Origin of the sequence: Nocardioides sp. NPDC057767, assembly GCF_042798275.1 — a bacterium.
Lineage (GTDB): Bacteria > Actinomycetota > Actinomycetes > Propionibacteriales > Nocardioidaceae > Nocardioides.
Genome location: NZ_JBHVKJ010000021.1, coordinates 13,258 through 35,239, shown reverse-complemented (window position 1 = coordinate 35,239; position 21,982 = coordinate 13,258). Strand labels below are relative to the sequence as shown.

26 protein-coding genes and 1 riboswitch are annotated in these 21,982 nt (G+C 70.2%); of the genes, 14 read left to right on the top strand and 12 right to left on the bottom strand.

Translation table 11 applies throughout. The features are described 5' to 3' along the window. Positions 1–93: 93 nt before the first annotated feature. Genes rhaS through ACFVDI_RS12850 form a run of 4 tightly spaced genes read right to left on the bottom strand, consistent with a single transcriptional unit; the run spans position 94 to position 4,779 of the window. The gene (gene rhaS / locus ACFVDI_RS12865; RefSeq protein ID WP_378905315.1) at positions 94–1,125 is read right to left on the bottom strand and encodes a rhamnose ABC transporter substrate-binding protein; all 1,032 of its coding nucleotides are present in this window, start codon (positions 1,123–1,125) and stop codon (positions 94–96) included. Between the two features lie 5 nt (positions 1,126–1,130). Next, the gene (locus ACFVDI_RS12860) at positions 1,131–2,216 is read right to left on the bottom strand and encodes an ABC transporter permease (RefSeq protein WP_378905312.1); all 1,086 of its coding nucleotides are present in this window, start codon (positions 2,214–2,216) and stop codon (positions 1,131–1,133) included. Then, positions 2,213–3,256 (bottom strand): ABC transporter permease, encoded by a 1,044-nt coding sequence (locus ACFVDI_RS12855; protein ID WP_378905309.1) that lies wholly within the window; start codon positions 3,254–3,256, stop codon positions 2,213–2,215. Before ACFVDI_RS12855 ends, ACFVDI_RS12860 begins: the two co-directional genes overlap by 4 nt. Then, the gene (locus ACFVDI_RS12850; protein WP_378905306.1) at positions 3,253–4,779 is read right to left on the bottom strand and encodes a sugar ABC transporter ATP-binding protein; all 1,527 of its coding nucleotides are present in this window, start codon (positions 4,777–4,779) and stop codon (positions 3,253–3,255) included. Before ACFVDI_RS12850 ends, ACFVDI_RS12855 begins: the two co-directional genes overlap by 4 nt. 178 nt (positions 4,780–4,957) lie before the next feature. Between ACFVDI_RS12850 and ACFVDI_RS12845 the strand changes: the two genes are divergently transcribed. The 4 genes from ACFVDI_RS12845 (at position 4,958) to ACFVDI_RS12830 (ending at position 8,752) form a co-directional block, all read left to right on the top strand. Next, positions 4,958–5,656, top strand: a complete 699-nt coding sequence (locus ACFVDI_RS12845) for an NAD(P)H-dependent oxidoreductase (protein ID WP_378905303.1) — start codon at positions 4,958–4,960, stop codon at positions 5,654–5,656. A 28-nt stretch (positions 5,657–5,684) separates the two neighbouring features. Then, positions 5,685–5,872: riboswitch (cobalamin riboswitch) on the top strand. Positions 5,873–5,925: 53 nt separating this feature from the next. After that, entirely contained in the window at positions 5,926–6,969 is a 1,044-nt protein-coding gene (locus ACFVDI_RS12840; RefSeq protein WP_378905300.1) for an ABC transporter substrate-binding protein, read from the top strand. Further along, a complete protein-coding gene (locus tag ACFVDI_RS12835; RefSeq protein ID WP_378905297.1) occupies positions 6,969–7,988 on the top strand; it encodes a FecCD family ABC transporter permease in 1,020 nt (339 codons plus the stop codon). Before ACFVDI_RS12840 ends, ACFVDI_RS12835 begins: the two co-directional genes overlap by 1 nt. Continuing rightward, positions 7,985–8,752 carry an ABC transporter ATP-binding protein gene (locus ACFVDI_RS12830; protein WP_378905294.1) on the top strand — a complete coding sequence of 256 codons (768 nt, stop codon included), beginning with the start codon at positions 7,985–7,987 and terminating at the stop codon, positions 8,750–8,752. The genes ACFVDI_RS12835 and ACFVDI_RS12830 overlap by 4 nt, the downstream gene beginning before the upstream one ends. Here the strand turns inward: ACFVDI_RS12830 and ACFVDI_RS12825 are convergent. Beyond that, complete coding sequence (locus ACFVDI_RS12825; RefSeq protein ID WP_378905291.1) at positions 8,749–9,612, bottom strand: family 16 glycosylhydrolase; 864 nt, start codon at positions 9,610–9,612, stop codon at positions 8,749–8,751. The two genes, ACFVDI_RS12830 and ACFVDI_RS12825, sit on opposite strands and share 4 nt — an antisense overlap. Before the next feature lie 157 nt (positions 9,613–9,769). Between ACFVDI_RS12825 and ACFVDI_RS12820 the strand changes: the two genes are divergently transcribed. Genes ACFVDI_RS12820 through ACFVDI_RS12810 form a run of 3 tightly spaced genes read left to right on the top strand, consistent with a single transcriptional unit; the run spans position 9,770 to position 12,228 of the window. Beyond that, on the top strand, positions 9,770–9,994 hold the full coding sequence (locus ACFVDI_RS12820; RefSeq protein ID WP_378905288.1) for a hypothetical protein: 225 nt from the start codon (positions 9,770–9,772) through the stop codon (positions 9,992–9,994). Next, positions 9,991–11,508, top strand: a complete 1,518-nt coding sequence (locus tag ACFVDI_RS12815; RefSeq protein ID WP_378905285.1) for an amino acid permease — start codon at positions 9,991–9,993, stop codon at positions 11,506–11,508. The genes ACFVDI_RS12820 and ACFVDI_RS12815 overlap by 4 nt, the downstream gene beginning before the upstream one ends. A gap of 45 nt (positions 11,509–11,553) precedes the next feature. Next, positions 11,554–12,228 carry a class E sortase gene (locus tag ACFVDI_RS12810; protein WP_378905282.1) on the top strand — a complete coding sequence of 225 codons (675 nt, stop codon included), beginning with the start codon at positions 11,554–11,556 and terminating at the stop codon, positions 12,226–12,228. A 123-nt stretch (positions 12,229–12,351) separates the two neighbouring features. On the opposite strand, the gene ACFVDI_RS12805 is transcribed toward ACFVDI_RS12810, so the two are convergent. Further along, positions 12,352–13,176, bottom strand: a complete 825-nt coding sequence (locus tag ACFVDI_RS12805; RefSeq protein WP_378905279.1) for a class II glutamine amidotransferase — start codon at positions 13,174–13,176, stop codon at positions 12,352–12,354. A 35-nt stretch (positions 13,177–13,211) separates the two neighbouring features. On the opposite strand from ACFVDI_RS12805, the gene ACFVDI_RS12800 reads away from it, so the two are divergent. From ACFVDI_RS12800 to ACFVDI_RS12780, 5 genes are read left to right on the top strand one after another with little or no spacing between them, the layout of a single operon-like run. Further along, the gene (locus ACFVDI_RS12800; protein ID WP_378905276.1) at positions 13,212–14,351 is read left to right on the top strand and encodes a glutamate--cysteine ligase; all 1,140 of its coding nucleotides are present in this window, start codon (positions 13,212–13,214) and stop codon (positions 14,349–14,351) included. Between the two features lie 30 nt (positions 14,352–14,381). Continuing rightward, the gene (locus tag ACFVDI_RS12795) at positions 14,382–15,047 is read left to right on the top strand and encodes a methyltransferase (protein WP_378905273.1); all 666 of its coding nucleotides are present in this window, start codon (positions 14,382–14,384) and stop codon (positions 15,045–15,047) included. 1 nt (position 15,048) lies between these two features. Continuing rightward, entirely contained in the window at positions 15,049–15,978 is a 930-nt protein-coding gene (locus ACFVDI_RS12790) for an iron-containing redox enzyme family protein (protein WP_378905270.1), read from the top strand. Further along, on the top strand, positions 15,975–16,196 hold the full coding sequence (locus tag ACFVDI_RS12785) for a CDGSH iron-sulfur domain-containing protein (protein WP_378905267.1): 222 nt from the start codon (positions 15,975–15,977) through the stop codon (positions 16,194–16,196). The genes ACFVDI_RS12790 and ACFVDI_RS12785 overlap by 4 nt, the downstream gene beginning before the upstream one ends. A gap of 11 nt (positions 16,197–16,207) precedes the next feature. Next, positions 16,208–17,227 (top strand): DNA topoisomerase IB, encoded by a 1,020-nt coding sequence (locus ACFVDI_RS12780; protein ID WP_378905264.1) that lies wholly within the window; start codon positions 16,208–16,210, stop codon positions 17,225–17,227. An 8-nt stretch (positions 17,228–17,235) separates the two neighbouring features. Here ACFVDI_RS12780 and ACFVDI_RS12775 read toward each other — a convergent pair whose 3' ends face one another. From ACFVDI_RS12775 to ACFVDI_RS12765, 3 genes are all read right to left on the bottom strand, one after another. Further along, on the bottom strand, positions 17,236–17,910 hold the full coding sequence (locus ACFVDI_RS12775) for a DUF6766 family protein (RefSeq protein ID WP_378905262.1): 675 nt from the start codon (positions 17,908–17,910) through the stop codon (positions 17,236–17,238). A gap of 94 nt (positions 17,911–18,004) precedes the next feature. Further along, on the bottom strand, positions 18,005–18,400 hold the full coding sequence (locus tag ACFVDI_RS12770; RefSeq protein WP_378905259.1) for a hypothetical protein: 396 nt from the start codon (positions 18,398–18,400) through the stop codon (positions 18,005–18,007). A gap of 10 nt (positions 18,401–18,410) precedes the next feature. Continuing rightward, positions 18,411–18,965, bottom strand: a complete 555-nt coding sequence (locus tag ACFVDI_RS12765; protein WP_378905256.1) for a Dps family protein — start codon at positions 18,963–18,965, stop codon at positions 18,411–18,413. Positions 18,966–19,030: 65 nt separating this feature from the next. On the opposite strand from ACFVDI_RS12765, the gene ACFVDI_RS12760 reads away from it, so the two are divergent. Beyond that, on the top strand, positions 19,031–19,492 hold the full coding sequence (locus tag ACFVDI_RS12760; RefSeq protein ID WP_378905253.1) for a DUF3817 domain-containing protein: 462 nt from the start codon (positions 19,031–19,033) through the stop codon (positions 19,490–19,492). Between the two features lie 47 nt (positions 19,493–19,539). On the opposite strand, the gene ACFVDI_RS12755 is transcribed toward ACFVDI_RS12760, so the two are convergent. Then, positions 19,540–19,974 (bottom strand): winged helix-turn-helix transcriptional regulator, encoded by a 435-nt coding sequence (locus ACFVDI_RS12755; protein ID WP_378905250.1) that lies wholly within the window; start codon positions 19,972–19,974, stop codon positions 19,540–19,542. 100 nt (positions 19,975–20,074) lie between these two features. Here ACFVDI_RS12755 and ACFVDI_RS12750 point away from each other — a divergent pair, with 100 nt between their 5' ends. Next, a complete protein-coding gene (locus ACFVDI_RS12750; RefSeq protein ID WP_378905247.1) occupies positions 20,075–20,869 on the top strand; it encodes a thioesterase family protein in 795 nt (264 codons plus the stop codon). A 39-nt stretch (positions 20,870–20,908) separates the two neighbouring features. Here the strand turns inward: ACFVDI_RS12750 and ACFVDI_RS12745 are convergent, their stop codons facing one another. Continuing rightward, on the bottom strand, positions 20,909–21,463 hold the full coding sequence (locus ACFVDI_RS12745; protein WP_378905244.1) for a hemerythrin domain-containing protein: 555 nt from the start codon (positions 21,461–21,463) through the stop codon (positions 20,909–20,911). 68 nt (positions 21,464–21,531) lie between these two features. Continuing rightward, the gene (locus ACFVDI_RS12740) at positions 21,532–21,930 is read right to left on the bottom strand and encodes a DUF5709 domain-containing protein (protein WP_328529574.1); all 399 of its coding nucleotides are present in this window, start codon (positions 21,928–21,930) and stop codon (positions 21,532–21,534) included. Between the last annotated feature and the right edge of the window lie 52 nt (positions 21,931–21,982).

Sequence of the window (21,982 nt, the reverse complement as noted above, 5' to 3'; positions counted from 1 at the left end):
AGCGTGTTACACGGGGATGGGCGCCGAGGGGGCGTAGATCTCGCCCCGCCCGTCGTTCCGGCGAGCAAGCTCGCCGGAACGGGGCTCGCAGGCTCAGAAGTCGAAGTCGTCGATGTTCGACTCCTCGAAGACCGTCGGCTCACCGAGGACGACGACGCCGTCGGCACCGACGGTGTAGTCACCCAGGTCACCGGCCTCGAAGGTGTCGCCCTCCTTGCCCTCGATGTCACCGGAGGCGAGAGCTTCGGCGGTGTACGCGGCCAGGTAGCCGAGCTGCTCGGGGTCCCACAGCGCGAAGGACTTCACGGTGCCGTCCTTGACGTACTCCCGCATCTGGTTCGGGGTGCCGAGACCGGTCAGCGCGACCTTGCCCTTGTACTGCGAGTCGGACAGGTAGCGCGCGGCCGCGGCGATGCCGACCGTGGTCGGGCTGATGATGCCCTTGAGGTTCGGGTGGGACTGCAGCAGACCGGCGGTCTTGTCGAAGGAGGTCTGGTCGTCGTCGTTGCCGTAGACGGTGTCGACGAGCTTGATGTCGGGGTGGTTCGCGGCCAGCTCCTCCTCCATCAGCTTGATCCACTCGTTCTGGTTGGTGGCGTTGGCCGCCGCGGAGAGGATCGCGATCTCGCCCTTGCCGCCGATCTGCTCGGCGATCAGGTCGACCTGGCTCTTGGCGATGCCGGCAGCGTCGGCCTGGCTGACGAAGACGTCGCGGAACTGCGGCTCGGTGTCGGAGTCCATCGTGACGACCTTGGTGCCGGCGTTGCGGGCCTCGTCGAGGGCGTCGCCGATGGCGGTCGGGTCGTTGGCCGAGACGACGAGCGCGCCGGCACGCTGCTGGGTCGCGGTGTTGATGAAGCTGACCTGGGAGTCGGGGGTCGCCTCGGTCGGGCCGACCTGCGACCACTTCGTGCCGATCTCGTCGGCTGCCTTCTGGCCGCCCGCGTCGGAGGCGTCGAAGTAGGGGTTGCCGAGGTTCTTCGGGATGAAGGTGATGCTGCTGGTGTCGCCGCCACCCTCTCCATCGCTGCCGCTGCCGCTCCCGCCACCGCAGGCGGACAGGGCGAGGCCGAGGGCCGCAACGATGGCGACGGCACTGCCGGCGCGTCGGAACTTGCTGGTCATGTCTCTCACTCCGATTTCTTTGAGTTCTTCGAGGATGGTTCGTCCGAGCTCTGCTCTACCCGTTCTTTGGGCAGCCGATAGGTGCCGACGATGCGACCGGTCCAGCCGAGGACGCTGGCCGCGATGACCGCTGCGATGAGAAGGACGCCGGTGATGATCTGGATGAGGTTGGCGCTGAGTCCGTCGAGGCGCAGCGCGCTGCCGATGGTCCCGATCAGGACGACGCCGGCGATGACGCCGGGGATGGCGCCGCGGCCGCCGAAGATGGACACGCCGCCGAGCAGCACGGCCGCGATGACCTGGAGCTCCATCCCGGTGGCGTTGTCGCCCCGCGCGCTGCCGTAGCGCAGCGTGAAGTAGATGCCCGCCAGGCCCGAGACCAGCCCGCTGAGCGTGAACAGGATCAGCTTCGTACGGTCGACGTTGACGCCCGAGAAGCGGGCCGCGTCCTTGCTGAGACCGGCCGCGAAGATGCCGCGGCCGAAGGGCGTGAAGTGCAGGACGACCGCGAAGATCAGGATCAGCACGACCAGCGGGATCGTCATCAGCGGGATCTGCGAGCCGCCGATCCGGGCCTGTACGACGTCGCCCCAGGCGTCGGGCCAGTCGGTGATCGCGGTGGTGCCGAGCGCGCCGACCGCGATCCCGCGGAAGAGCGCCATGGTGCCGATCGTGACGGCCAGCGACGGCAGCCCGTAGCGGGTGACGAGCACGCCGTTGAGCGCTCCCGCGACCGCGCAGGCGAGCAGGGCGAGCACCATCGCGAGGGCCAGGGGGACGCCCTCGCGATGGAGCACCCCGAACAGGACGCTGGAGAGCCCGACGACGCTCGCCACCGACAGGTCGATCTCGCCGGTGATGATGATCAGCGTCATCGGCAGCGCGATGAGCAGGATCGGCGCGATGTCGAGCACCAGGAAGTAGACCGTGATCGGGTCGGAGAAGTTGAGGATCGCGATCGAGGCGTACGTCCACACGACCACGAGCAGGGCGATGATCGCGGTGTCCCTGGTCATCAGGGTGCGCTGCCACCACGGCTTGGCGTGCGCGGCGTACGTCCGAGCGGGTGCCTTCTCGGCGAGCAGACTCATGACTCTTCCCTCTCCGCGAGGAGCTTGTCGTGCTGACGGCGGGCGAAGTAGCGGTCCAGGACGATCGCGCCGATGATCAGCGCTCCGACGACGGCCTGCTGCCAGAAGTCGGGGATGCCCAGGACCGGGAGCGCCCGGTTGATGGTGGTGAGGAGGTACGCCCCCAGAGCCGCCCCGAGCACGGTGCCGCTGCCGCCGAAGATGGCGACGCCACCGACGACGGCGGCGCCGACGGCCTCGAGCTCGATGCCCTGGCCGACACCCGAGCTGATGGTGCCGTAGCGGGAGACGTACAGGATCCCGGCGAGACCCGCGAGCGCACCCGAGGTGGCGAACGCCTGCAGGATCCGGCGCTTGTCGCGCAGCCCGTAGAGCGTCGCGGCGTCGGGGTCGGAGCCGATCGCGTAGAACTCGCGGCCGACGCGGGTCGAGCGCATCAGGTAGATGGCCACGGCCAGCAGGGCGAACGAGATCCACGCCAGGTTGGGGATGAACAGGAACGATCCGGTGCCGAAGTCGAGCAGCCCGGGCGGGATGTCGGAGGCGTTGATCCGGTCGCTGCCGGCCCACTCGAGCATGATCCCGCGGTAGACGTAGAGGGTGCCGAGGGTGATGACCAGGGCCGGCACCTTGGCGAAGGCGACCAGCACCCCGTTGACCAGACCGAGCACGGCACCCGCGGCGACCGCGATCAGCACGACGAGGATCACCGGGAGGCCGGTGTCGAGGAAGAGACGGCCGGCGAGGTAGGCCGTCAGCCCGAGGGTCGAGCCGACGCTGAGGTCGACGTTGCGGGTGACGATCACCATCGCCTGGCCGATCGCCAGGCAGACGAGGATCGCCGGGGTCAGGGTGAGGTCGCGCCAGCCGTCGGTGCTGAACAGGAAGTTGGGGTTCACCGCCGTGGTCACCACGAGCAGCAGGACGAACGCGACGGCGATGCCGGTCTCGCGCTGCTTCAGGAGCCAGGTCAGCCGGTGGGCTGCTCGGTGGCGTGGCTGCGGCGCGGCCGGGGCAGGCGCGTCGAGCGTGGTGGTCATGATGCCTCGCTGACGTTCAGGGTGGTGGAGTGGTGGGCCGTGGCCGCGCGCATGACGGCCTCGGGGGTCGCCTCCTCGCGGCTCAGCTCGGCCGTCTGGTGACCCTCGCTGAGGACGATCACGCGGTCGGCCATCCCGAGCACCTCGGGGAGCTCGGAGGAGATCATCAGGATCCCGAGACCCTCCTGCGCGAGCGTGGAGAGCAGCCGGTGCACCTCGGACTTGGTGCCGACGTCGATGCCTCGGGTCGGCTCGTCGATGATCAGCACCTTCGGCTGGGTGGAGAGCCACTTGGCCAGGACCACCTTCTGCTGGTTGCCGCCCGAGAGGGTGCCGGCCAGGGTGTCGAGGGTCGCGGCCTTGACCTCGAGCCGGGCGGCCCAGTCGGCGGCCGAGCGGTTCTCGATGCCGGTGCTGATCAGCCCGGTGCGGGCGAGCCGGCCGCTCGTCGGGAGGGTGATGTTGCGCGAGATCGGCGCGTCCAGGACGAGGCCGTGCTGGCGGCGGTCCTCGGGCACGAAGGCCAGCCCCATCTCTATCGCCCGCCGCGGGTCACCCGGCGGGACCGGCTGCCCGTCGAGGGTGACCTCGCCGCTCTCGTAGGGGTCGACGCCGAAGATCGCCTGGGCGACCTCGCTGCGCCCGGCGCCGACGAGGCCGGCCAGGCCGACGATCTCACCTTCGCGGACGGTGAGGCTGATGTCCTGGAACAGGCCGGTGCGGGTGAGGCCCCTGACCTCGAGCAGGGGCTTGCCGACGGTGGCCTCGAGCTTCGGGTAGAGGTCGGAGACCTCCCGCCCGACCAGTCGCTGGACGATCTCGTCCTCGGTGACCGCGGAGATCGGGTCGGTGGAGATGTAGGCGCCGTCGCGCATCACCGTGATCGTGTCGCACAGCGCGAACACCTCGTCGAAGCGGTGCGAGATGAACACGACGGCGCAGCCCTGGTCGCGCAGCGTGCGCGCCACGGTCATCAGCCGCTCGACCTCGTTGCCCGACAGCGCCGCGGTCGGCTCGTCCATGATCAGGACCTTGGCATCGAGCGAGAGCGCCTTGGCGATCTCGATCAGCTGCTGGTCGGCGATCGAGAGGCCCTCGGTCGGGCGCTCGGGCTCGATCGGCACACCGAGCCGGGCGAAGAGCTCGACGACCTCGGTGCGCATCGCGGCGCGGTCGATCCTGCCCCAGCGGTTGGTCGGCTGGCGCCCCATGAAGATGTTCTCGGTGACCGAGAGGTCGGGAAAGAGGGTCGGCTCCTGGTAGATGACCGCGACGCCGGCCTGCTTGGCCTCGGCGGTGTTGCGGAAGTCGACCTGCTCCCCGGAGAGCAGGTAGTCGCCGGCGTCGCGGCGGTAGAGCCCGGCGACGATCTTGACCAGGGTCGACTTCCCGGCCCCGTTCTCCCCCACGAGCGCGTGGATGGATCCGGCCTCGACCCGGAGGCTTCCAGACCGGAGGGCGCGTACGGGGCCGAACGACTTGGCCACGTCCCGCAGCTCCAGTGCGGCGGGTGTGTCCGGCATGGGCAGCTCCTCGAATTGAAAGGTTTCAAGCCTGGTTTACGCTAGTGATGGCAATCACATACGTCAACACTCTTCGGCCGCTAATTTGAGCGAGGTTCGGACTTTGCCGTCAGACCGGCACCACGCCAACCCACATCCGCGCGGGAATCCTGCCGCGTCAGACCGCGTTCAGAGACCCATGCACGCACTCTGGGTATGGGCACATCCGCACGCCTCGTCACTCAACGGACGGCTGCAGGAGGCGGGCCGCAACGCTCTCGTCGCGGCCGGCTGGACCGTCGACGAGATCGACCTCTATCGAGAAGGTTTCAATCCACTTCTGGTGGAACGGGGCGAGGCCGACGTACGCCGCCACCAGGACCGCCTGCGGGAGGCAGATCTGCTGGTCATGCAGTTCCCGCTGTGGTGGTATTCGGTGCCGGCCATCCTCAAGGGCTGGATCGATCGGGTCTTCGAGTCGGGATTCGCCTTCGACGTACCGGACCCGGAGACCGGCAAGCCGCTCAAGTACGGCAAGGGCGGCCTGGCCGGCAAGCGCGCCCTGACCATCGTCACGGCCGGCGACCGGGCCGCGACCCTGGGCCCGCGTGGGATCAGCGGCCACATCGAGGACGTCCTGTGGCCGCTGCTGCACGGCACGTTCTGGTACACCGGGATGGACCCGCTGCGCCCGCACCTGATCACCGACGCCGACGTCGTCGACGCCGAGGTCATGGCACGGATCGAGGCCGACCTGAGCGTACGTCTCGAGGGTGTGATGACGGAGCCGCGGATCGCCTACCGGCCGATGGTCGAGGAGCAGTACGACCACACGATCAAGCTCCACGACTCGGTCGCACCTGGGCAGGACGGGCTCAGCGCCCATCGCGAGGGCTGAGGGCGTCACGGCGGCGGGCGGGCACTCCTGCTACGGTCTTCGGGCCAGCCGCTCGGGACGCAGTCCCGGCACGGGAACCCGGTGAGAGCCCGGGACTGACGCGCAGCGGTGTGGGTGACGGACGGGACACTGTGCCACTGGGCCCTCGGGTCTGGGAAGGCGTCTCGCGCCGGTCGATCCCGAGTCCGAAGACCTGCTGGCCCTGCAGCAGACCGCTGCCGGTCAGCACGGGCGACGCGCACCAGCCCGCGACCCGCTCGAGGACCGACGTGCACCTGTCTCGCACCATCCGAACGATCACCGCGAGCGCCGTGCTGGCGCTCGGCGCCACCCTGACCGGCTGCGGTGCCGACCGGCCCGCCGACGCGAAGAAGGCTGCCACCGCCAGCACCGCCGGCTTCCCGCTCACGCTGACCAACTGCGGTCGCGAGATCACCCTCGAGGCGCCGCCCGAGCGGGCGGTCTCGCTCAACCAGAGCTCGACCGAGATCCTGCTCTCGCTCGGCCTCGCCGACCGGATGGCCGGCACCGCGGTGTGGACCGACCCGGTGCTCGACTCGCTCGCCGAGGACAACGAACGCGTGCCGCGGCTCGCCGACAACTGGCCCTCCTACGAGCGCGTCCTGGAGGCCGAGCCCGACTTCGTCACCGCCTCCTTCATCAGCACCCTGGGCGAGGGCGGGGTGACCACGCCGGAGGACCTGGAGAAGCTGGGTGTCGGCTCCTACCTCTCGCCCGCCGAGTGCGTCAAGGACAACGAGGGCGACGACGACGGCACCCGTGTCGACCCCCTCGAGATCGAGACGATCTTCCAGGAGATCACCGACCTGGCACGGATCTTCGGCGTCCCCGAACGCGGCGAGAGCCTGGTCGCCGACCTGTCGCAGCGACTGGAGGCCGCCCGGACGAAGGCGCCCTCCGGTGAGGTGAGCGCGATGTACTGGTTCGCCAACTCCGAGTCGCCCTACCTGGCCGGCTGCTGCGGCGGTCCCGGCATCATCGGCCGCACCCTCGGCGTGGAGAACGTCTTCGACGACACCACCGACGAGTGGCCGCAGATCAACTGGGAGACCGTCGCCGAGCGCAACCCCGACGTCATCGTCCTCGGCGACCTGACCCGCAAGAGCCAGACCGCCGAGACCGCTCGCGCCAAGATCGACTACCTGAAGAGCAACCCGGTCACCGCCCGGATGGACGCGGTCCGCAACGACCGCTTCGTGACGGTCTCCGGCGCCGAGCTCAATCCCTCGATCCGCACCGTCTACGCGGTCGAGAACGTCGCCGACCAGCTGGCCGCCCTCGGCCTCCGCTGATGTCGGCGCGCCGCGTCCCCCGCGCCGGCATTCTGCTGGCGCTGGCTCCCCTGGTGGTGGTCGCCTCGGTGGCGGGCGCCATCACCGTCGGCCCCTCCGACCTCAGCATCACCGACGTCTACGGCGTCGTCGCCGACCGGGCCGGGCTCGGGTCCTCCGGCCTGACCCTGCTCCAGCAGAGCATCGTGTGGGACCTGCGGCTGCCGCGTACGTTGCTCGCGGGGATCTGCGGTGCGGGCCTGGCCATCTGCGGGGTCATCCTGCAGTCGCTGCTGCGCAACCCGCTCGCCGACCCGTTCGTGCTCGGCATCTCCTCGGGCGCCTCGACCGGCGCGGTCTCGATCGTCGTCCTCGGCGTCGGGTCGGGTGCGATCGGGCTCTCCACCGGGGCGTTCGCCGGTGCGCTCGCGTCGTTCGCCCTCGTGCTGCTGCTCGCCTCGCTCGCCGGCGGCACCACCGACCGGCTCATCCTCGCCGGGATCGCCGCGACCCAGCTCTGCTCGGCGCTCACCTCATTCATCGTGTTCACCGCGGCCGACGCCGAGCAGACGCGCGGGGTGCTGTTCTGGCTGCTCGGGTCGCTCTCCTCGGCGAGCTGGACCGACGTACTCGTGTGCGGCGTGATCGTGCTCGGCGGGCTGCTCTGCTGCATCCTCGGCGCCGGATGGCTGGACGCGTTCGCGTTCGGCAACGACGCGGCGGCCTCGCTCGGGGTCGATGTCGCGCGGATCCGGGCGGTGCTCCTCGTGCTGACGGCGCTGATGACCGCCGTCATCGTCGCCACGTCCGGGGCGATCGGCTTCGTCGGGCTGGTCCTCCCCCACCTGGCCCGCGCGCTGGTCGGGGTCGGGCACCGGCTGCTGCTCCCGGCCACCGCGCTGCTCGGCGCGATCTTCCTGATCTGGGTCGACACCGCCGCCCGGACCGTGATCGATCCCGAGGAGCTCCCCGTCGGAGTGGCGACCGCGCTGGTCGGGGTGCCGGCCTTCGCCCTGGTGCTGATGAGGGCCCGGCGATGATCGCGCTGGAGGCCGAACGCGTCCACTGGGCCCCTCGCGGCCGACTCGTCGTCGACGACGTGTCCCTCCAGGTCGAGGACGGCTCCACCATCGGGCTGCTCGGACCCAACGGGTCCGGGAAGTCCTCCCTGATCCGGATCCTGGCCGGCCTCCGGCCGCCGGACTCGGGCGGCGTCCTCCTCGACGGCAGCCCGCTCGCCGGGATGTCCCGGCGCCGCCTGGCGCGCCGGCTCGCGGTCGTCGAGCAGGAACCGACGACCAGTCAGGACCTCCGCGTACGCGACGTCGTCGCCCTCGGCCGGATCCCGCACCGCCCGGCCTGGGCGCCCGACAGTGCCCGGGACCGCGCCGTCATCGAGGAGGCGGCCGCCCACGCCGGGATCGCCGACCGCCTCGAGCAGCGCTTCTCGACCCTGTCGGGCGGTGAGCGGCAGCGTACGCAGATCGCGCGGGCGCTCGCCCAGGAACCGGAGATCCTGCTCCTGGACGAGCCGACGAACCACCTCGACGTACGTCATCAGCTGGCGCTGCTCGCGCTGGTCCGCCGGATGCCCACGACCTGCCTCGTCGCCCTGCACGACCTCAACCTCGCCGCCGCCTACTGCGACCAGGTCTTCGTGCTCGCCGAGGGTCGCGTCGTGGCCGGCGGCCCGCCCGCCGAGGTGCTGACCGAGTCCCTCATCGCCGAGGTCTACGGAGTTCGCGCCCGGGTGCACCACGACGAGGGCGTCGTCATCCGCTTCCTCGGCCCGGTCACCGCCTAGAGCTGCGAGTCGTAGACGCGTACGTAGTCCACGACCATGCGCTGCGGGAACTGGGTCGTGCCGTCGGGGTTGCCGGGCCAGTTGCCGCCGACCGCGACGTTGAGGATGAAGAAGAACGGCTGGTCGAAGACCCAGGGATTGGCGCCGGTGTTGGCGGTGGTGAAGGTCTGGTAGGCGACGCCGTCGACGGACCAGGTGATCGAGCCGGGCCGCCAGTCGATCGCGAAGGTGTGGAACGTGTCGGCGAAGGACCAGCCCTGCGGGTGCATGTACTGCCCGGTGATGCCGTTGCCGCCGGAGTAGCCCGGGCCGTGCAGCGTGCCGTGCACGAGGTGGGGTTCGTAGCCGACGTTCTCCATGATGTCGATCTCGCCGGCGTTGGGCCACGGCGTGCTCGGGAACTGGCCGCCCAGCATCCAGAACGCCGGCCAGATGCCCTGCCCGCGCGGGATCTGGATGCGCGCCTCGAGCCGTCCGAACTTAGGCTGGACCTTGCCCTTGGTGGTGAGGCGGGCCGAGGTGTAGCCGCCCCCGCTCTGCCGGGCGGTGATGACCAGGTTGCCGTTGCCGTCGAGCGCGGAGTTGTCGCGGGAGTCGGTGTAGGTCTGCAGCTCGTTGTTGCCCCAGCCACCGCCGCCGGTCTCGTGGTTCCAGTTGGCGGGGTTGGGCGCGCTGCCGGCGGGCCCGTCGAACTCGTCGGACCAGGTCAGGGCGGCGGCCTCCACCTCTCCGGCTCGGGATGGCCCGGCCTCCGGGCTGGGCACTGCGGCCGGCGCGGCCAGCGGGGCGACCAGGACGAGTGCCAGAGCTGCGGTCATGGTCAATGTGGTGCGGATGGTGCGGATCCTCGAGCTACGCATCGAACGCTCCTTCATGGGGTTAACTGTAAAGCGACCTTACAGTTATTGGCCCTCCTCGGGAACGGAAACGCCGGGCCACGTCCGGTCACCGCCAGTAGGCGCTCGATGCGCTCTAATGGGTCACCGGAGCGGGGCCATCGGGGGCCCTGCGGGTGAGGTGATCGCATTGGCTCGGGATCCGTACAGGCCACGGACGCCGATCATCGGCATGGTGATGGTGTTCCTCGCGTTGGCGATCGTCGGGGTGACGGCGTACCTGCATCTGGGCTGGTGGTCGCTGATCGGCTACGCGGCCGCAGCGGTCATCGCCGTGGTCGGTGGGTGGCTGCTGTTCAAGGACGTGCCCGAGCCGCCCCGCTCCGGACCCGGAGAGAGCCGATGACCGACACCGACGACCAGACCGTCGACCGGACCGGCCTGACGGACGAGGACGAGGGCTACCACAAGAGCCTCAGCCCACGGCAGCTCCAGATGATCGCGATCGGCGGCGCGATCGGCACCGGCCTGTTCCTGGGCGCGGGCGGCCGCCTTCGGGAGGCCGGACCGGGCCTGTTCCTCGTCTACGCCTTGTGCGGCGTCTTCGTCTTCCTCATCCTGCGCGCGCTCGGAGAGCTCGTGCTGCACCGGCCGTCGTCGGGGTCGTTCGTCTCCTACGCGCGTGAGTTCCTGGGTGAGCCGGCCGCATTCGCCGCCGGCTGGATGTACTTCCTCAACTGGGCGATGACCTCGATCGTCGACGTCACGGCGATCGCGACGTACATGCACTTCTGGGGCACCTTCGAGGTCGTCCCGCAATGGGTGATCGCGCTCGTCGCACTCGCCGTCGTGCTCTCGATGAACCTGATCTCCGTCAAGCTCTTCGGCGAGCTGGAGTTCTGGGCGGCGCTGATCAAGGTGGTCGCGCTGCTGGGCTTCCTGGTGCTCGGGATGATCGTGCTCGCCGGCCGCGAGGAGCTGAACGGCCAGGAGACCGGCATCGGCATGGTCCTCGACAACGGCGGCCTGTTCCCGGTCGGCGCGCTCCCGCTGGTCATCGTCGTGTCCGGCGTCGTCTTCGCGTACGCCGCGGTCGAGCTCGTCGGCACCGCCGCCGGCGAGACCGCGGAGCCCGCGAAGGTCATGCCCCGCGCGATCAACTCGGTGATCGCCCGGATCGCGGTCTTCTACGTCGGCTCGCTCGTGCTGCTGGCGCTGCTGCTGCCCTACACGACCTACCGGGCCGACGAGAGCCCGTTCGTGACGTTCTTCGACCAGCTCGGGATCGCGAACTCCGGCACGATCATGAACCTCGTGGTGCTGACCGCGGCGCTGTCCTCGCTCAACGCCGGCCTCTACTCGACCGGCCGGATCCTGCGCTCGATGGCGATGAGCGGGAGCGCGCCGGCCTTCACCGCCCGGATGTCGAGGAACGGGGTGCCGTTCGGCGGGATCCTGCTCACCGGCAGCATCACGCTCTTCGGCGTCGGCCTCAACGCGGTCGTCCCCGGGCAGGCGTTCGAGATCGTGCTGAACATGTCGGCGCTCGGCATCATCGCGTCCTGGGCGACGATCGTGATCTGCCAGATCCAGCTCTACCGGCGGTGGAAGAAGGGCCTGATGTTCCGGCCCGACTTCCGGCTGTGGGGGTCGCCGTGGACCGGCTACGCGACGCTGGTGTTCCTCGCGGTCGTGCTGGTCCTGATGGGCTTCGACTACCCGATCGGCACCTGGACGGTCGCGACGCTCGCCATCATCATCCCGGCGCTGATCATCGGCTGGCGCCTCGTCCGTGACCGTGTCCGGCAGATCGCTCTCGAGCGCGAGGGCTACACCGGCGCGATCCCGATCCGGGCCGAGCGCCCGATCGTCGACGAGGTGACCGGCGGGCCGCACGACGACGAGGGACCGAGCAACTGATCAGGCGACCGGGCCCTCGCCGAGGGTCACGGTGGCGGTGCGCCGATGTCCGCTGAGTCCCGGGCCCAGCACCGGGGTCGCCGGTCCGTCTTCGTGGCCGGCATCGTCATGGTCGTCGCCGGACTGCTCGTCCTCGGCTACGTCGCCTGGGAGCTCCACGGCACCACGATCGTCAGCAAGGAGCGCCAGCGGGAGGCATCCTCGACGATCGAGCAGGCATGGGACTCGGGCCGAACCGAGGTGAGCACCGAGTTCGGGTCGGCCGAGGCCCTGATAGAGATCCCCCGTTTCGGCGACGGCTACCGGATCCCGGTCCTCGAAGGCACCTCGGACCGGGCCCTCGGCGCCGGCTTCGGCCACTTCTCCGGCACCGCCGATCCCGGAGAGGTCGGCAACTTCGCGCTCGCCGGCCACCGGGTCACCCACGGCGAACCCCTGCGCGACCTTCCAGCGCTCCGGCCAGGGGATGAGATCCGCGTGCTGACCAGGGAGAAGACGTACGTCTATGCCCTCATCAGCGGCGGCGAGGACCTGATCGTCCCGTTCACGTCGATCTGGGTCACCGACCCGCTTCCCGACAACCCGGAGCGAGGCGGCGTGGAACCCGAGCAGGTGGAAGGGCAGCGCCTGATCACCCTCACCACCTGCTCCGAGCTCTTCCACACCGACAACCGGATGGTCGCCTTCGGGAAGCTGGTCTCCGAGGAGCCGACCAGGTAGCGCCGGCGGCCGGGACCAGACGCGGCGCGGCATACGGCTCGGAATGAAAACTCTGCGGATGGGGTACCTCTGGGCATGGCCGAACCCACCGACCCCCGCATCCAGATGGGCGAAGCCCCGCCGTCAGTCGCGGGCCCGCATCGAGTCGACGCCGAGCCGCACGACCGGATCCAGCCGGGTGAGCTCCCGGGTCTCGAGATCGACCATCACCGCCGTGTCGGCGGGCACCGGGGTCCACCCCGGCCGGTCGAGACCGCTGGAGACGATCTCGAGCCCGTGGTCGGTCCGGCGGTAGTCCATCGCGAAGTACTCCGTGGTGTGACGCGGCGGGATGTCACCCTCGTCGTCGAAGAGCTCGCGCAGCGCGCGCAGAGGCGAGTCGGCACGCGAGTTGATGTGAATCGCGAACATGTGCGTCCGGGTGAGCATCAGCGCATTCAGGCTGCACCTCGGAAACTTCTGGACGAGCGTGGCCAGCGCCTGGGTGACCCCCTCGGCCTCGTCGCCGCACTCCTCGACGTTCTGGTGCACGAAGTGGAAGTAGCGCTCGCTGTCGGTGTCGCCGCGCAGCCGTGTACGCGACTCCGGGGTCAGCAGCGCCTCGAGATCCGCGATCGGGGAGATGTGCCCGTTGTGCGCGAACGCGGCGCCGTCCGTCAGGAAGGGGTGCGTGTTCTCCGGACGTACGTCGAGCCCGCCCGTCGCCCAGCGCAGATGCACGAAGCCGGCATTCGAGAGCGGGGCCTCGACGAGCCTGCGGTAGGTCTCGTCGATGTCCGCCGAACGTGGCGAGCTCGTCGTGCAGGTGCCTTCGGGTGCGTGCCAGGCCATCCCCCAGCCGTCGGAGTGCACGCTGGTGAGCGAGGTGAAGGCGTTCAGGCCCTCCTCCCCCAGCAGGTCGGCTACGGCGCGGGGGGACTCGGTCACATATCCGAACAGACGACACATCCTCGAGTGGCTCCTTCCAGAGGCAGGTGCAAGTGGTGAGCGGACACTTTTCGAGCAGTACCCATCACCGGGTCCGAACAGTCGGCGTCGAGGAGGAGCTCCTCCTCGTCGACGCTGTGACGGGTGCCCCGCGGTCGGTGGCCAGCGAGGTGCTGCGGGTCGCGCACCGGCACGGCGACACCGAGGCCGGCGTCGGCGAGGTCGGCGGTTCGGTGGGACCCGAGATGCAGGAGCAGCAGGTCGAGACCGACACCCCGCCGGAGGAGCACCTCGGTCTCCTCGAGCTCGACCTGCGGCGGTGGCGCGACAAGGCGCGCGCGGCCGCGAAGGAGGCGGGCGCGATGATCCTGGCCAGCGGGACGACCCCGTTGCCGGTGGTTCCCCGGACCGTAGACGACGAGCGCTACGCGGCGATCACCGAGAAGTTCGGGCTGACCGCCAGCGAGCAGCTCACCTGCGGCTGCCACGTACACGTCTCGGTCGACTCCGACGACGAGGCCGTCGGGGCGCTCGACCGGATCCGCACCTGGCTGCCGGTGCTGCTGGCGGTGAGCGCCAACTCGCCGTTCTGGCAGGGCGGCGACTCAGGCTACGAGAGCTTCCGTTCCCAGGCGATGACCCGGTGGCCGACCAACGGTCCGACCGAGACCTTCGGCAGCGGTCAGGCGTACGCCGACCACCTGCGTCTCCTCGTCGACACCGGGGTGCCCCTGGACGAGGGCATGGCGTACTTCGACGCCCGGCCGTCCCGCCGCTATCCGACGCTCGAGGTCCGGGTCGCCGACGTCTGCCTCGACCCTCGCGACGCCGTGCTGGTCGCCGGGCTGGCGCGGGCGCTGGTCGAGACCGGGGCGAGGGAGTGGGCGCAGGGCCTGCCGGCCGACCCCGCGTCGGTGGCCGTCCTGCGGCTGGCCATGTGGCAGGCGGGCCGGCACGGGATCAGCGGCGACCTGCTCGACCCGAGGACGCACCGTCCACGGCCGGCTCGCGAGGTGGTGGACCGGCTGCTCGAGCACCTCGGACCGGCGCTGCGGGACGCCGGAGACCTGGCCCGCGTCGAGCAGGGCATCGACCGGGTCTTCGCCCGCGGCACCGGCTCCTCGACCCAGCGCCGGATCCACTCCGAGGAGGGCCGGCTCGACCGGGCCGTGGTCCGCCTGGCAGAGCTCACCTGAGTGTCGAAATCTGGAGGAGGTAGTGCTGTCATGATCCGATTCGGTCATCTCGACATCGACTTCGACGAACGCGTGCTCACGCCGCGCGGGTGGACCGCCAGGCAGTCCGAGTGGGCGGCCGAGCTGTCGGCGGACCTGCCGGACGGGCCGATGCTCGAGCTGTGCTCGGGCGCAGGACAGATCGGCCTGCTCGCGGCCGCGATGGTCGGCCGCCGGCTGGTCTGTGTCGATGCGGACCCGGTCGCCTGCGCGTACACCCGTGCCAACGCCGAGCGTGCCGGGCTCGCCCACCTGGTGGAGGTACGCCACAGCAGCATGGACCACGCCCTCGACCCGGACGAGCGCTTCGGCCTCGTGATCGCCGACCCGCCCTGGGTCCCGTCGGCCGATGTCGGTCGCTATCCCGAGGACCCGCTGTCGGCGATCGACGGCGGCGCCGACGGGATGCGGGTCGCCAGGATGTGCCTGGCCACGACCGCCCGCCACCTCTCCCCCGGTGGCGCGGCCGTGCTCCAGCTCGGCACGCCCGACCAGGCCGACCGCGTACTGCAGCTGCTCGAGGGCAGCGATCTGGCGGTCGAGGAGGTCCGCGACTCGCCGGGTGAAGGCGTGCTCGTGCTCATCGCCCGGGCGTCGGTGCCGAGCATGCCCAGCACCGACGTTGGGTACCGAGAGCTCGAGGGAAAGGTGGGCTGAGATGCTGCCGAAGTCGCGTGGCACCCTGAGTGCTGCTGTGTTCAACGCGCTGCAGAGCGGCGCCACCACGGGCCTGGATCCGACGCCGGAGTCGGACGAGGATGCCCAGGTCACCCTGTGGGCGCTCTACGAGCTGCACTACCGCGGCTTCGACGAGGTCGATCCCGAGCTCGAGTGGGACGCTGATCTGCTGCGTCTGCGCCGAGGCCTGGAGAGGTCGTTCGAGGCGGCGCTGCGCAGGCGCTGGGAGGCCAGCCCGCTCCGCGAGACCGGCGAGCTGACCGGCGTGATCGACGGGCACGACGGTCCGTCGCTGGCGCGTTTCGTGCAGCGCAAGGCCGACCGCGACCAGGTCCTGGAGATCCTGCGGCACCGCTCGCTCTACCACCTCAAGGAGGCCGACCCGACCAGCTGGATCATCCCCCGGCTCGACACCCGACCCAAGGCCGCGCTGATGGAGATCCTGTTCGACGAGTACGGCGACGGTGACCCGAACCGGCTCCATCACCACCTGTTCCGTCGTGGGCTGGACGCGTCCGGGCTGCGGACCGACCACGCCTGCTACGTCGACGAGGCACCGGTCGAGATCCTCGCGATGAACAACGCGCTGTCGCTGTTCGGCTTGCACCGCCGGCTTCGCGGAGCGGCGCTCGGTCACTTCGCCGCGTTCGAGGCGACCAGCTCGACGCCTTCGCGACAGCTCGCCCAGGGCCTGCGCCGGCTGGGCTTCCCCGACGAGATGGCCGGCTACTACGACGAGCACGTCGAGGCCGACTCCGTCCACGAGCAGGTCGCCCTGCGCGACGTGTGCGGCGCGTTCCTGGAGGAGAACCCGAGCGAGCGCGACCAGCTGCTCCTGGGTGCGTTCACCTGTCTCGACCTGGAGGCGCGCTACGCCGAAGCGATGCTCAACCGTTGGGGTGTCTCATGACCGATTTCGAGCACCCCTCGATCGTGCTGTGCCCGGCCGGGCCGATGCTCCTGCGTGGGAAGCACGAGGTCCTGGACACCGACGGGAAGGTCCACCACACGGTGCGCCCGGTCAGCGCGGTGTGCATGTGCGGTGGCTCCGCGATCAAGCCGTGGTGCGACGGTACGCACCGGCTGCTGGCCGCGCGAGCACGTGACAACGACGAGCCCAACGAGTGAGAGGGGCCCTGGTGGTTCGACTTCGCCGGGTCTCGGCGGAGGAGCCGGGCTGGACCCGCCGCCGCGCGGGCCGCGGCTTCGTCTACCTCGACGACGCCGGTGACCGCCTGCCTGACGACGCCGTGGCGCGCGTCCGCGGGCTCGCGATCCCGCCGGCCTGGGAGGACGTGTGGATCTGTCCTCGCGACAACGGGCATCTCCAGGCGGTGGGCACGGACGCGGCCGGCCGTCGCCAGTACCTCTACCACCCGGACTGGCGGGCGAAGCGCGACCAGGAGAAGTTCGACCGGGTGCTGGAGCTCGGCAGGGTCCTTCCCCGCGTACGCGAGCGGACGGAGCGCGACCTCGCCACGACCGGCATGAGCGTCGACCGGGCGTCGGCGCTCGCGCTGCGCCTCCTGGACCTCGGGTGCTTCCGGATCGGCAGCGACGCCTACGCCGACGACAACGGCGGCTTCGGCCTGACGACGCTGGAGCGGCGCCACGTCCGAAAGCGGGGCGAGGCCTACGTGTTCGACTTCACCGGGAAATCCGGCGTCCAGCACACGATCAGCATCGACGACCCGCCGTCCGTCGAGGCGATCGCACAGCTGCGTCGACGGCGGGCCGGCTTCGAGGAGATCCTCGCCTACAAGCAGGGCCGGAGGTGGCAGCGGCTGACGCCGGCCGTGGTCAACGACTACATGCGCGAGGTGAGCGGGCTGGAGGTGTCGGCGAAGGACTTCCGGACCTGGCACGCCACCGTCCTCGCGGCGCTCGCCCTGGCCGACGACCCGGAGGCGGCGAAGCGGGTGACCCCGACCGCCAGGTCCCGGCGCAAGCAGCAGGTCGCCGCGGTCAAGGAGGTCGCGGAGTATCTCGGCAACACCCCGGCGATCGCCCGCGGCTCCTACGTCGACCCGCGGGTGCTCGAGCTCCACGAGCAGGGGCGCACGATCCACCTACGCAGCGGCGCGAGCACGGACCCGAGGACACGACAGGCCGCGGCGGAGCGGGCGGTGCTCCGGCTGCTGGCGCCGGACGAGGCCTGACCGACTGCTCAGCCCTCGACGCCGGTGGTCTCGTGGGAGGACCCCACCGGCTTGCTCTCGGGTGAACCCCGCTGCCTGAGGTAGATCGAGAGCACGGCCATCGAGCCGACCGCGAGGAACTCCGACTGCCAGTTCTGGAGGGTGCGGGCCCAGAAGTCGGAGTGCAGCAGATAGGAGCCCCAGGCGATCGGGTCGCGCAGCTGCTGCAGCCTGACCTCGTTGTACGAGGCCCACCCGGCCACCGACTGGACCAGCCAGGACAGCAGAAAGATCACGCCCATGGTGATGCCGAGCGACCTGGAGTAGAACGCGGTCCGCAGGCCTCCGACCCGGGCGAGCCTGGGCGAGTCCTCACGGGCGTACGCACCGACCTTCTGCCTCTCGTCGGACTCCTGGCCGGCGTCCTCGAGCGGCTTGGACTCCGGGGAGCCTCGTTGCACGAGCCAGACGGTCAGCATGACGTAGAGCAGGAACTGGAGATACTCGCTCTGCCAGTTCTCGGTCACGTCCACCGCGAAACTCGCCGAGGTGAGGTAGCCACCCAGCGTGATCCGGTCGAGACCGTCGGCGAACAGCTCGTCGTTGAGCTGGTGCCAGCCGGCGATGGCCTGCCCGGCGAGGCTGCCCAGGAAGAGGGCACCGAAGGCGAGGCTGAGCGAGTTCTCCTTGAGGAACCGGCGCATCGCTCCTCCTCACCCGTGCCTCAGCGCGAGCACGAACGTGTAGAGCAGTCCGATGCCGATGACCGCCAGGTAGGCGACGTACATGATGCGCATCTCAGCCTCCGTGCAGGGCGCAGTCGTAGGGCTTCGGCTGCTGCGGCGTGCAGCCGGCCGCGTGCAGCAGCCAGCGGTCGGCGAAGCGGGTCAGGAAGAGCGTGTCGCCCTGGTAGCGGACCTCGGCCATCGCGCCGTAGACGTCCACCCGGTCGAGGGCGCCCGGCCCGGGCAGCTGCTCCTCGGGCAGCGCCTCGGCGCAGGGCCTCTTGGCGGCCGCCTCCAGCTCGGTCCGCGTCTGCGGGGCGAGAAGCGCGCACGCTCCCGCCCAGTCCTTCGCGGTGACCGAGTCGTGGAAGGCGGCCGCGCTGTCACGTACGGCGTCCTCCTGCCCGGAGGCGCACCCGGTGAGGATCATCGGGAGAAGCAGTGCCAGCGTCGTCGACCACCACCGCATCCGGTCCCCCTCAGCCGTGCGCGGCGCGGGCCGCGCCTGCCTCCGTGGACTCACCGCTGGTCTGCAGCTGGCCGCCCTGGTCCTCCAGGTGGGCACGTACGAACCAGTGGAAGAGCTCGAGCTGCTCGGTCTGACCGATCAGGATGTCCTGGGTCACCAGGTCGAGCTCCTCGAGGGCCTTGATCGCATCGCGGTAGGACTCGATCACGCCCCGATAGGTGACGTCGAGCGCGGCGAGGTGCTCCTGGGTCGTGGCCCGGCCGATGCTGTAGTCGTTCCACTGACGCTCCTCGACCAGCGCGCCCGGGGTGCCTCGCGGGGCACCGCCCAGGGTCGCGATGCGCTCGGCGAGCGCATCGGCCATCGCCCGTACCGCGTCGACCTGGGGGTCGATCATCTCGTGGACCGCGATGAAGTGCGGCCCCACGACGTTCCAGTGCACATGTTTGAGGGTGAGCTGGAGGTCGTTCGCGGCGTGCAGGCGGGACTGGAGCAGGTCGATGGTCGTCCGAGCAGCGCTCTCGTCCATGCCCGGGATCGTGTAGTGCAACGTGTCGGTCGTCATGGCGTGATCGGTACCCGTGGCCGCTCGATTCATACCAGTACACCGGTGCGAATAAACTTTGGCGCGTGTCCGCTCTTCTTCGCTCGCCGTCCCGCATCTACCGGATCGTCGCCACTGCCGAGGCGGTGACCTGGGCGGGGCTGCTCAGCGGCATGTTCCTGAAGTACGTCACCGAGACGACCGACCTGGGAGTCAGCATCTTCGGGATGCTGCACGGGATCGTCTTCATCAGCTACTGCGTGACCACGACCGTGGTCGCGATCGACCAGCGCTGGTCGATCGGCCGGCTCGTCGCCGGCCTGGCGTCCTCGATCCCGCCGTTCCTCACCCTCTGGTTCGAGCGCTACGCGGAGCGCCGTGGCCTGCTCGCCCCGACCTGGCGACTGCTCGATGAGGCCCCCGTCCGGCCGCTCGAGCGGCCGCTGGCGTGGCTCCTCCACAACCCCGTGCGCGGTCTGGCCACCGGCGTCGCGAGCGTCGCCGCGCTGACCGTGGTCGCGCTCATCGCCGGGCCGCCGGTCGGCTGACCCCAGGCTCACCCCAGGCCGACCCCAGGCCGCACCGGGCGGCCCGATCAGCTCGCGGCGTCCGCGATCTCGACCTCGCCGCTGCGTACGACCTCCCCGCAGGCCTTGCAGGCCAGCACCGGGTGGAACTCCGAGCCGCAGGAGTGCACGAACCTGAGCGGCGGGCCGTCCTCGCCGGCGAGGTGACGGTCACCGAACTCGCGCATCGCGGCGATGATCGGCGCGAGCGAGCGCCCGAGGTCGGTCAGGTGGTACTCGAACCTCGGCGGCCGCTGCTCGTACTGCACCCGGGTCACCAGCCCGTGCGCCTCGAGCCTGCGTAGGCGGTCGGTGAGGATGTCGCGCGGACCTCCCGTGAACCGGACGATCTCCTCGAACCGGCGACTCCCGAGAAACAGCTCGCGGACGACGAGCAGGGTCCACTTGGAACCGACGAGCTCGAGCGTCCGCGCCACCGAGCACTCACGTACGTCCGTCTTCATGCTTGGATCCTAATCGAGTTGGAAAACCAAACCAACCTGACTAGGTTGAGAAAACCTACTCGTACGGAGCGGCGCCCGCGCCCTCGGACAGGAGACGCTGATGACCCTCGAGCTCGACGCCTTCTACGTGCCGACCGGCGAAGACGGAACGTTCGAGTCGACCCCGGCGACGGCCAGCCCCTGGGACCACTCGCTGCAGCATGGCGGCCCTCCCGCCGCCCTGTTGGCCCGGGCGGTCGAGGCGGTACGCTCCGACCCGGCTCTCGCCATCGCCCGGTTCACGGCCGACATGCTCGGCGGCATCCCTCAGGGGATCATGCGCGTCGAGGCGCAGGTGGTCCGCCCGGGTCGCCGCGTCGAGCTCGTCGAGGCCTCGCTCTGGGCCGGCGACCGGCTCGCGGTCAAGGCCAGCGCCTGGCTGATCCGGGCCACGCCGGGTTCGACCCGGGAACACTGGGACCAGGAGGAGAAGGTTCCCGACATCCCGCCGGCCTCGTCCGAGCGCTTCTTCGAGGGGGTCAGCCCGGACTGGGGCTACGGCCGCGCCCTCGACTGGCGGTTCGTCAGCGGGGGTTACGAGCCCGGCCCGGCGACGGTCTGGGCGCGCCTGCGGGTCCCGCTGGTCGCCGGCGAGCCCACCTCGCCGGTGCAACGTCTCCTCATCCTGGCCGACTCCACCAACGGCTTGTCCGGCTCTCTGCCGATGAGCTCGTGGTACTTCATCCCGCCGACCGTGACCGTCACCGTCGAGCGTCCCCCGGTGAGCGAGTGGATGCTGCTCGACGCCCGCAGCACCATCGGCCCGGACGGAATCGGGCTGGCGCAGGGCGACATGTCCGACGAGCACGGCAGGTTCGCCGTGGTCACGCAGCCGCTGATGGTGGCGCCCCGCTGATCGTCCACCAACCGCTCGCACGGGGCACCACCATGCCGGTCAGCTGTCGGCGTGCTGATCCAGCTCGCGCTGGAGGGCCTGCTTGTCCTTGTCGCCGACCGGGATGTCCGCGTTGGCGGCCTGGCGACGCAGCTCGTCCCGGGTGATGTCCTGGGGCATGTCGCCGAGATGCTCCTGCCGGCTCTTCAGGAAGGCCTTGCCCAGCTCGGCACGGCGGGCGTCGTCGAGACGGCTGCGCATGCCCGGCAGCACGGTCGACTCCTCTTCCTCGACATGGTGGGAGATGGCGTCGACCACCTCGGCCAGCTTGTTCTCGTACGCCGTGGAGAAGGGGTCGCACTCACTGAGCTCGGCGAGGAGGCGGTCGGCCAGGAGGTGCTCCTCCTGGCTGTGCGCGACGTCGTCCGCCTCACCGGCCTCGTCCCGGGCGACGGGGTAGACCTCGGCCTCCTCGGCCCGGCTGTGTGCGGCCAGGAGTGTCACCAGAACCGGCGTCAGTCCGGCACGTACCTCTGGTTCTCGTTCGAGCTTCTCGAACAGGGTCTCCACCTCGCGGTGGTCCTGCATGATCAGGTCGGTCACATCCTCGGACACGGCAGATCTCCTCTGTGCTGATCGGGATCGGGCCCCTCACCGGTACCCCTGAAGGCCCGGGATCAGCCTCAGTCAGGGGGCTCGTCGACGATGTGCACGGCCGCCTCCTCGGCCGACGCACCAGCACCGTCGATACCTTCGTCATGTCCGATGAGCTTGCCCTCGTCGTCCTCGCGTACGCCCTGGTCCGGGCTGGTGAGCCGGCCGGAACGGGCCTCGCCCACCTCCCCGGTCACCGGTCCGTCCAGGATGTCGGCGTCGGCCTCGGCCTCGGCTTCCTCCCAGACCTCGGGCTCCTCCTGAGCGCGGCGTTCGTCGATGGTCTCGCCCTCGCTCTCCTCCCGGGGGGTGACCCCCTTGGCGTTGACACCCCGGGGGCGCTCGGGCGGGGAGTAGCCCTCGTCCAGGACGTCGTCCACGCCGCGGTCGTCGAGGGTGTCCTCTGGCTGAAGCTGTTCTCCACTCATGGCTCGACCGGTATCCACCGACCGGCCCGACGATGCTCGCGGGTCGGTCATC

What these genes read in the sequence shown, in the direction of transcription:
- ACFVDI_RS12855 (WP_378905309.1), bottom strand. Translation starts at nt 3,256, where the DNA reads ATGACCACCACGCTCGACGCGCCTGCCCCGGCCGCGCCGCAGCCACGC.
- ACFVDI_RS12825 (WP_378905291.1), bottom strand. Translation starts at nt 9,612, where the DNA reads ATGCGTAGCTCGAGGATCCGCACCATCCGCACCACATTGACCATGACC.
- ACFVDI_RS12835 (WP_378905297.1), top strand. Translation starts at nt 6,969, where the DNA reads ATGTCGGCGCGCCGCGTCCCCCGCGCCGGCATTCTGCTGGCGCTGGCT.
- ACFVDI_RS12845 (WP_378905303.1), top strand. Translation starts at nt 4,958, where the DNA reads ATGCACGCACTCTGGGTATGGGCACATCCGCACGCCTCGTCACTCAAC.
- ACFVDI_RS12785 (WP_378905267.1), top strand. Translation starts at nt 15,975, where the DNA reads ATGACCGATTTCGAGCACCCCTCGATCGTGCTGTGCCCGGCCGGGCCG.
- ACFVDI_RS12750 (WP_378905247.1), top strand. Translation starts at nt 20,075, where the DNA reads ATGACCCTCGAGCTCGACGCCTTCTACGTGCCGACCGGCGAAGACGGA.
- ACFVDI_RS12815 (WP_378905285.1), top strand. Translation starts at nt 9,991, where the DNA reads ATGACCGACACCGACGACCAGACCGTCGACCGGACCGGCCTGACGGAC.
- ACFVDI_RS12795 (WP_378905273.1), top strand. Translation starts at nt 14,382, where the DNA reads ATGATCCGATTCGGTCATCTCGACATCGACTTCGACGAACGCGTGCTC.
- ACFVDI_RS12850 (WP_378905306.1), bottom strand. Translation starts at nt 4,779, where the DNA reads ATGCCGGACACACCCGCCGCACTGGAGCTGCGGGACGTGGCCAAGTCG.
- ACFVDI_RS12770 (WP_378905259.1), bottom strand. Translation starts at nt 18,400, where the DNA reads ATGCGGTGGTGGTCGACGACGCTGGCACTGCTTCTCCCGATGATCCTC.
- ACFVDI_RS12830 (WP_378905294.1), top strand. Translation starts at nt 7,985, where the DNA reads ATGATCGCGCTGGAGGCCGAACGCGTCCACTGGGCCCCTCGCGGCCGA.
- ACFVDI_RS12775 (WP_378905262.1), bottom strand. Translation starts at nt 17,910, where the DNA reads ATGCGCCGGTTCCTCAAGGAGAACTCGCTCAGCCTCGCCTTCGGTGCC.
- ACFVDI_RS12765 (WP_378905256.1), bottom strand. Translation starts at nt 18,965, where the DNA reads ATGACGACCGACACGTTGCACTACACGATCCCGGGCATGGACGAGAGC.
- ACFVDI_RS12805 (WP_378905279.1), bottom strand. Translation starts at nt 13,176, where the DNA reads ATGTGTCGTCTGTTCGGATATGTGACCGAGTCCCCCCGCGCCGTAGCC.
- ACFVDI_RS12810 (WP_378905282.1), top strand. Translation starts at nt 11,554, where the DNA reads ATGTCCGCTGAGTCCCGGGCCCAGCACCGGGGTCGCCGGTCCGTCTTC.
- ACFVDI_RS12860 (WP_378905312.1), bottom strand. Translation starts at nt 2,216, where the DNA reads ATGAGTCTGCTCGCCGAGAAGGCACCCGCTCGGACGTACGCCGCGCAC.
- ACFVDI_RS12740 (WP_328529574.1), bottom strand. Translation starts at nt 21,930, where the DNA reads ATGAGTGGAGAACAGCTTCAGCCAGAGGACACCCTCGACGACCGCGGC.
- ACFVDI_RS12790 (WP_378905270.1), top strand. Translation starts at nt 15,049, where the DNA reads ATGCTGCCGAAGTCGCGTGGCACCCTGAGTGCTGCTGTGTTCAACGCG.
- rhaS (WP_378905315.1), bottom strand. Translation starts at nt 1,125, where the DNA reads ATGACCAGCAAGTTCCGACGCGCCGGCAGTGCCGTCGCCATCGTTGCG.
- ACFVDI_RS12755 (WP_378905250.1), bottom strand. Translation starts at nt 19,974, where the DNA reads ATGAAGACGGACGTACGTGAGTGCTCGGTGGCGCGGACGCTCGAGCTC.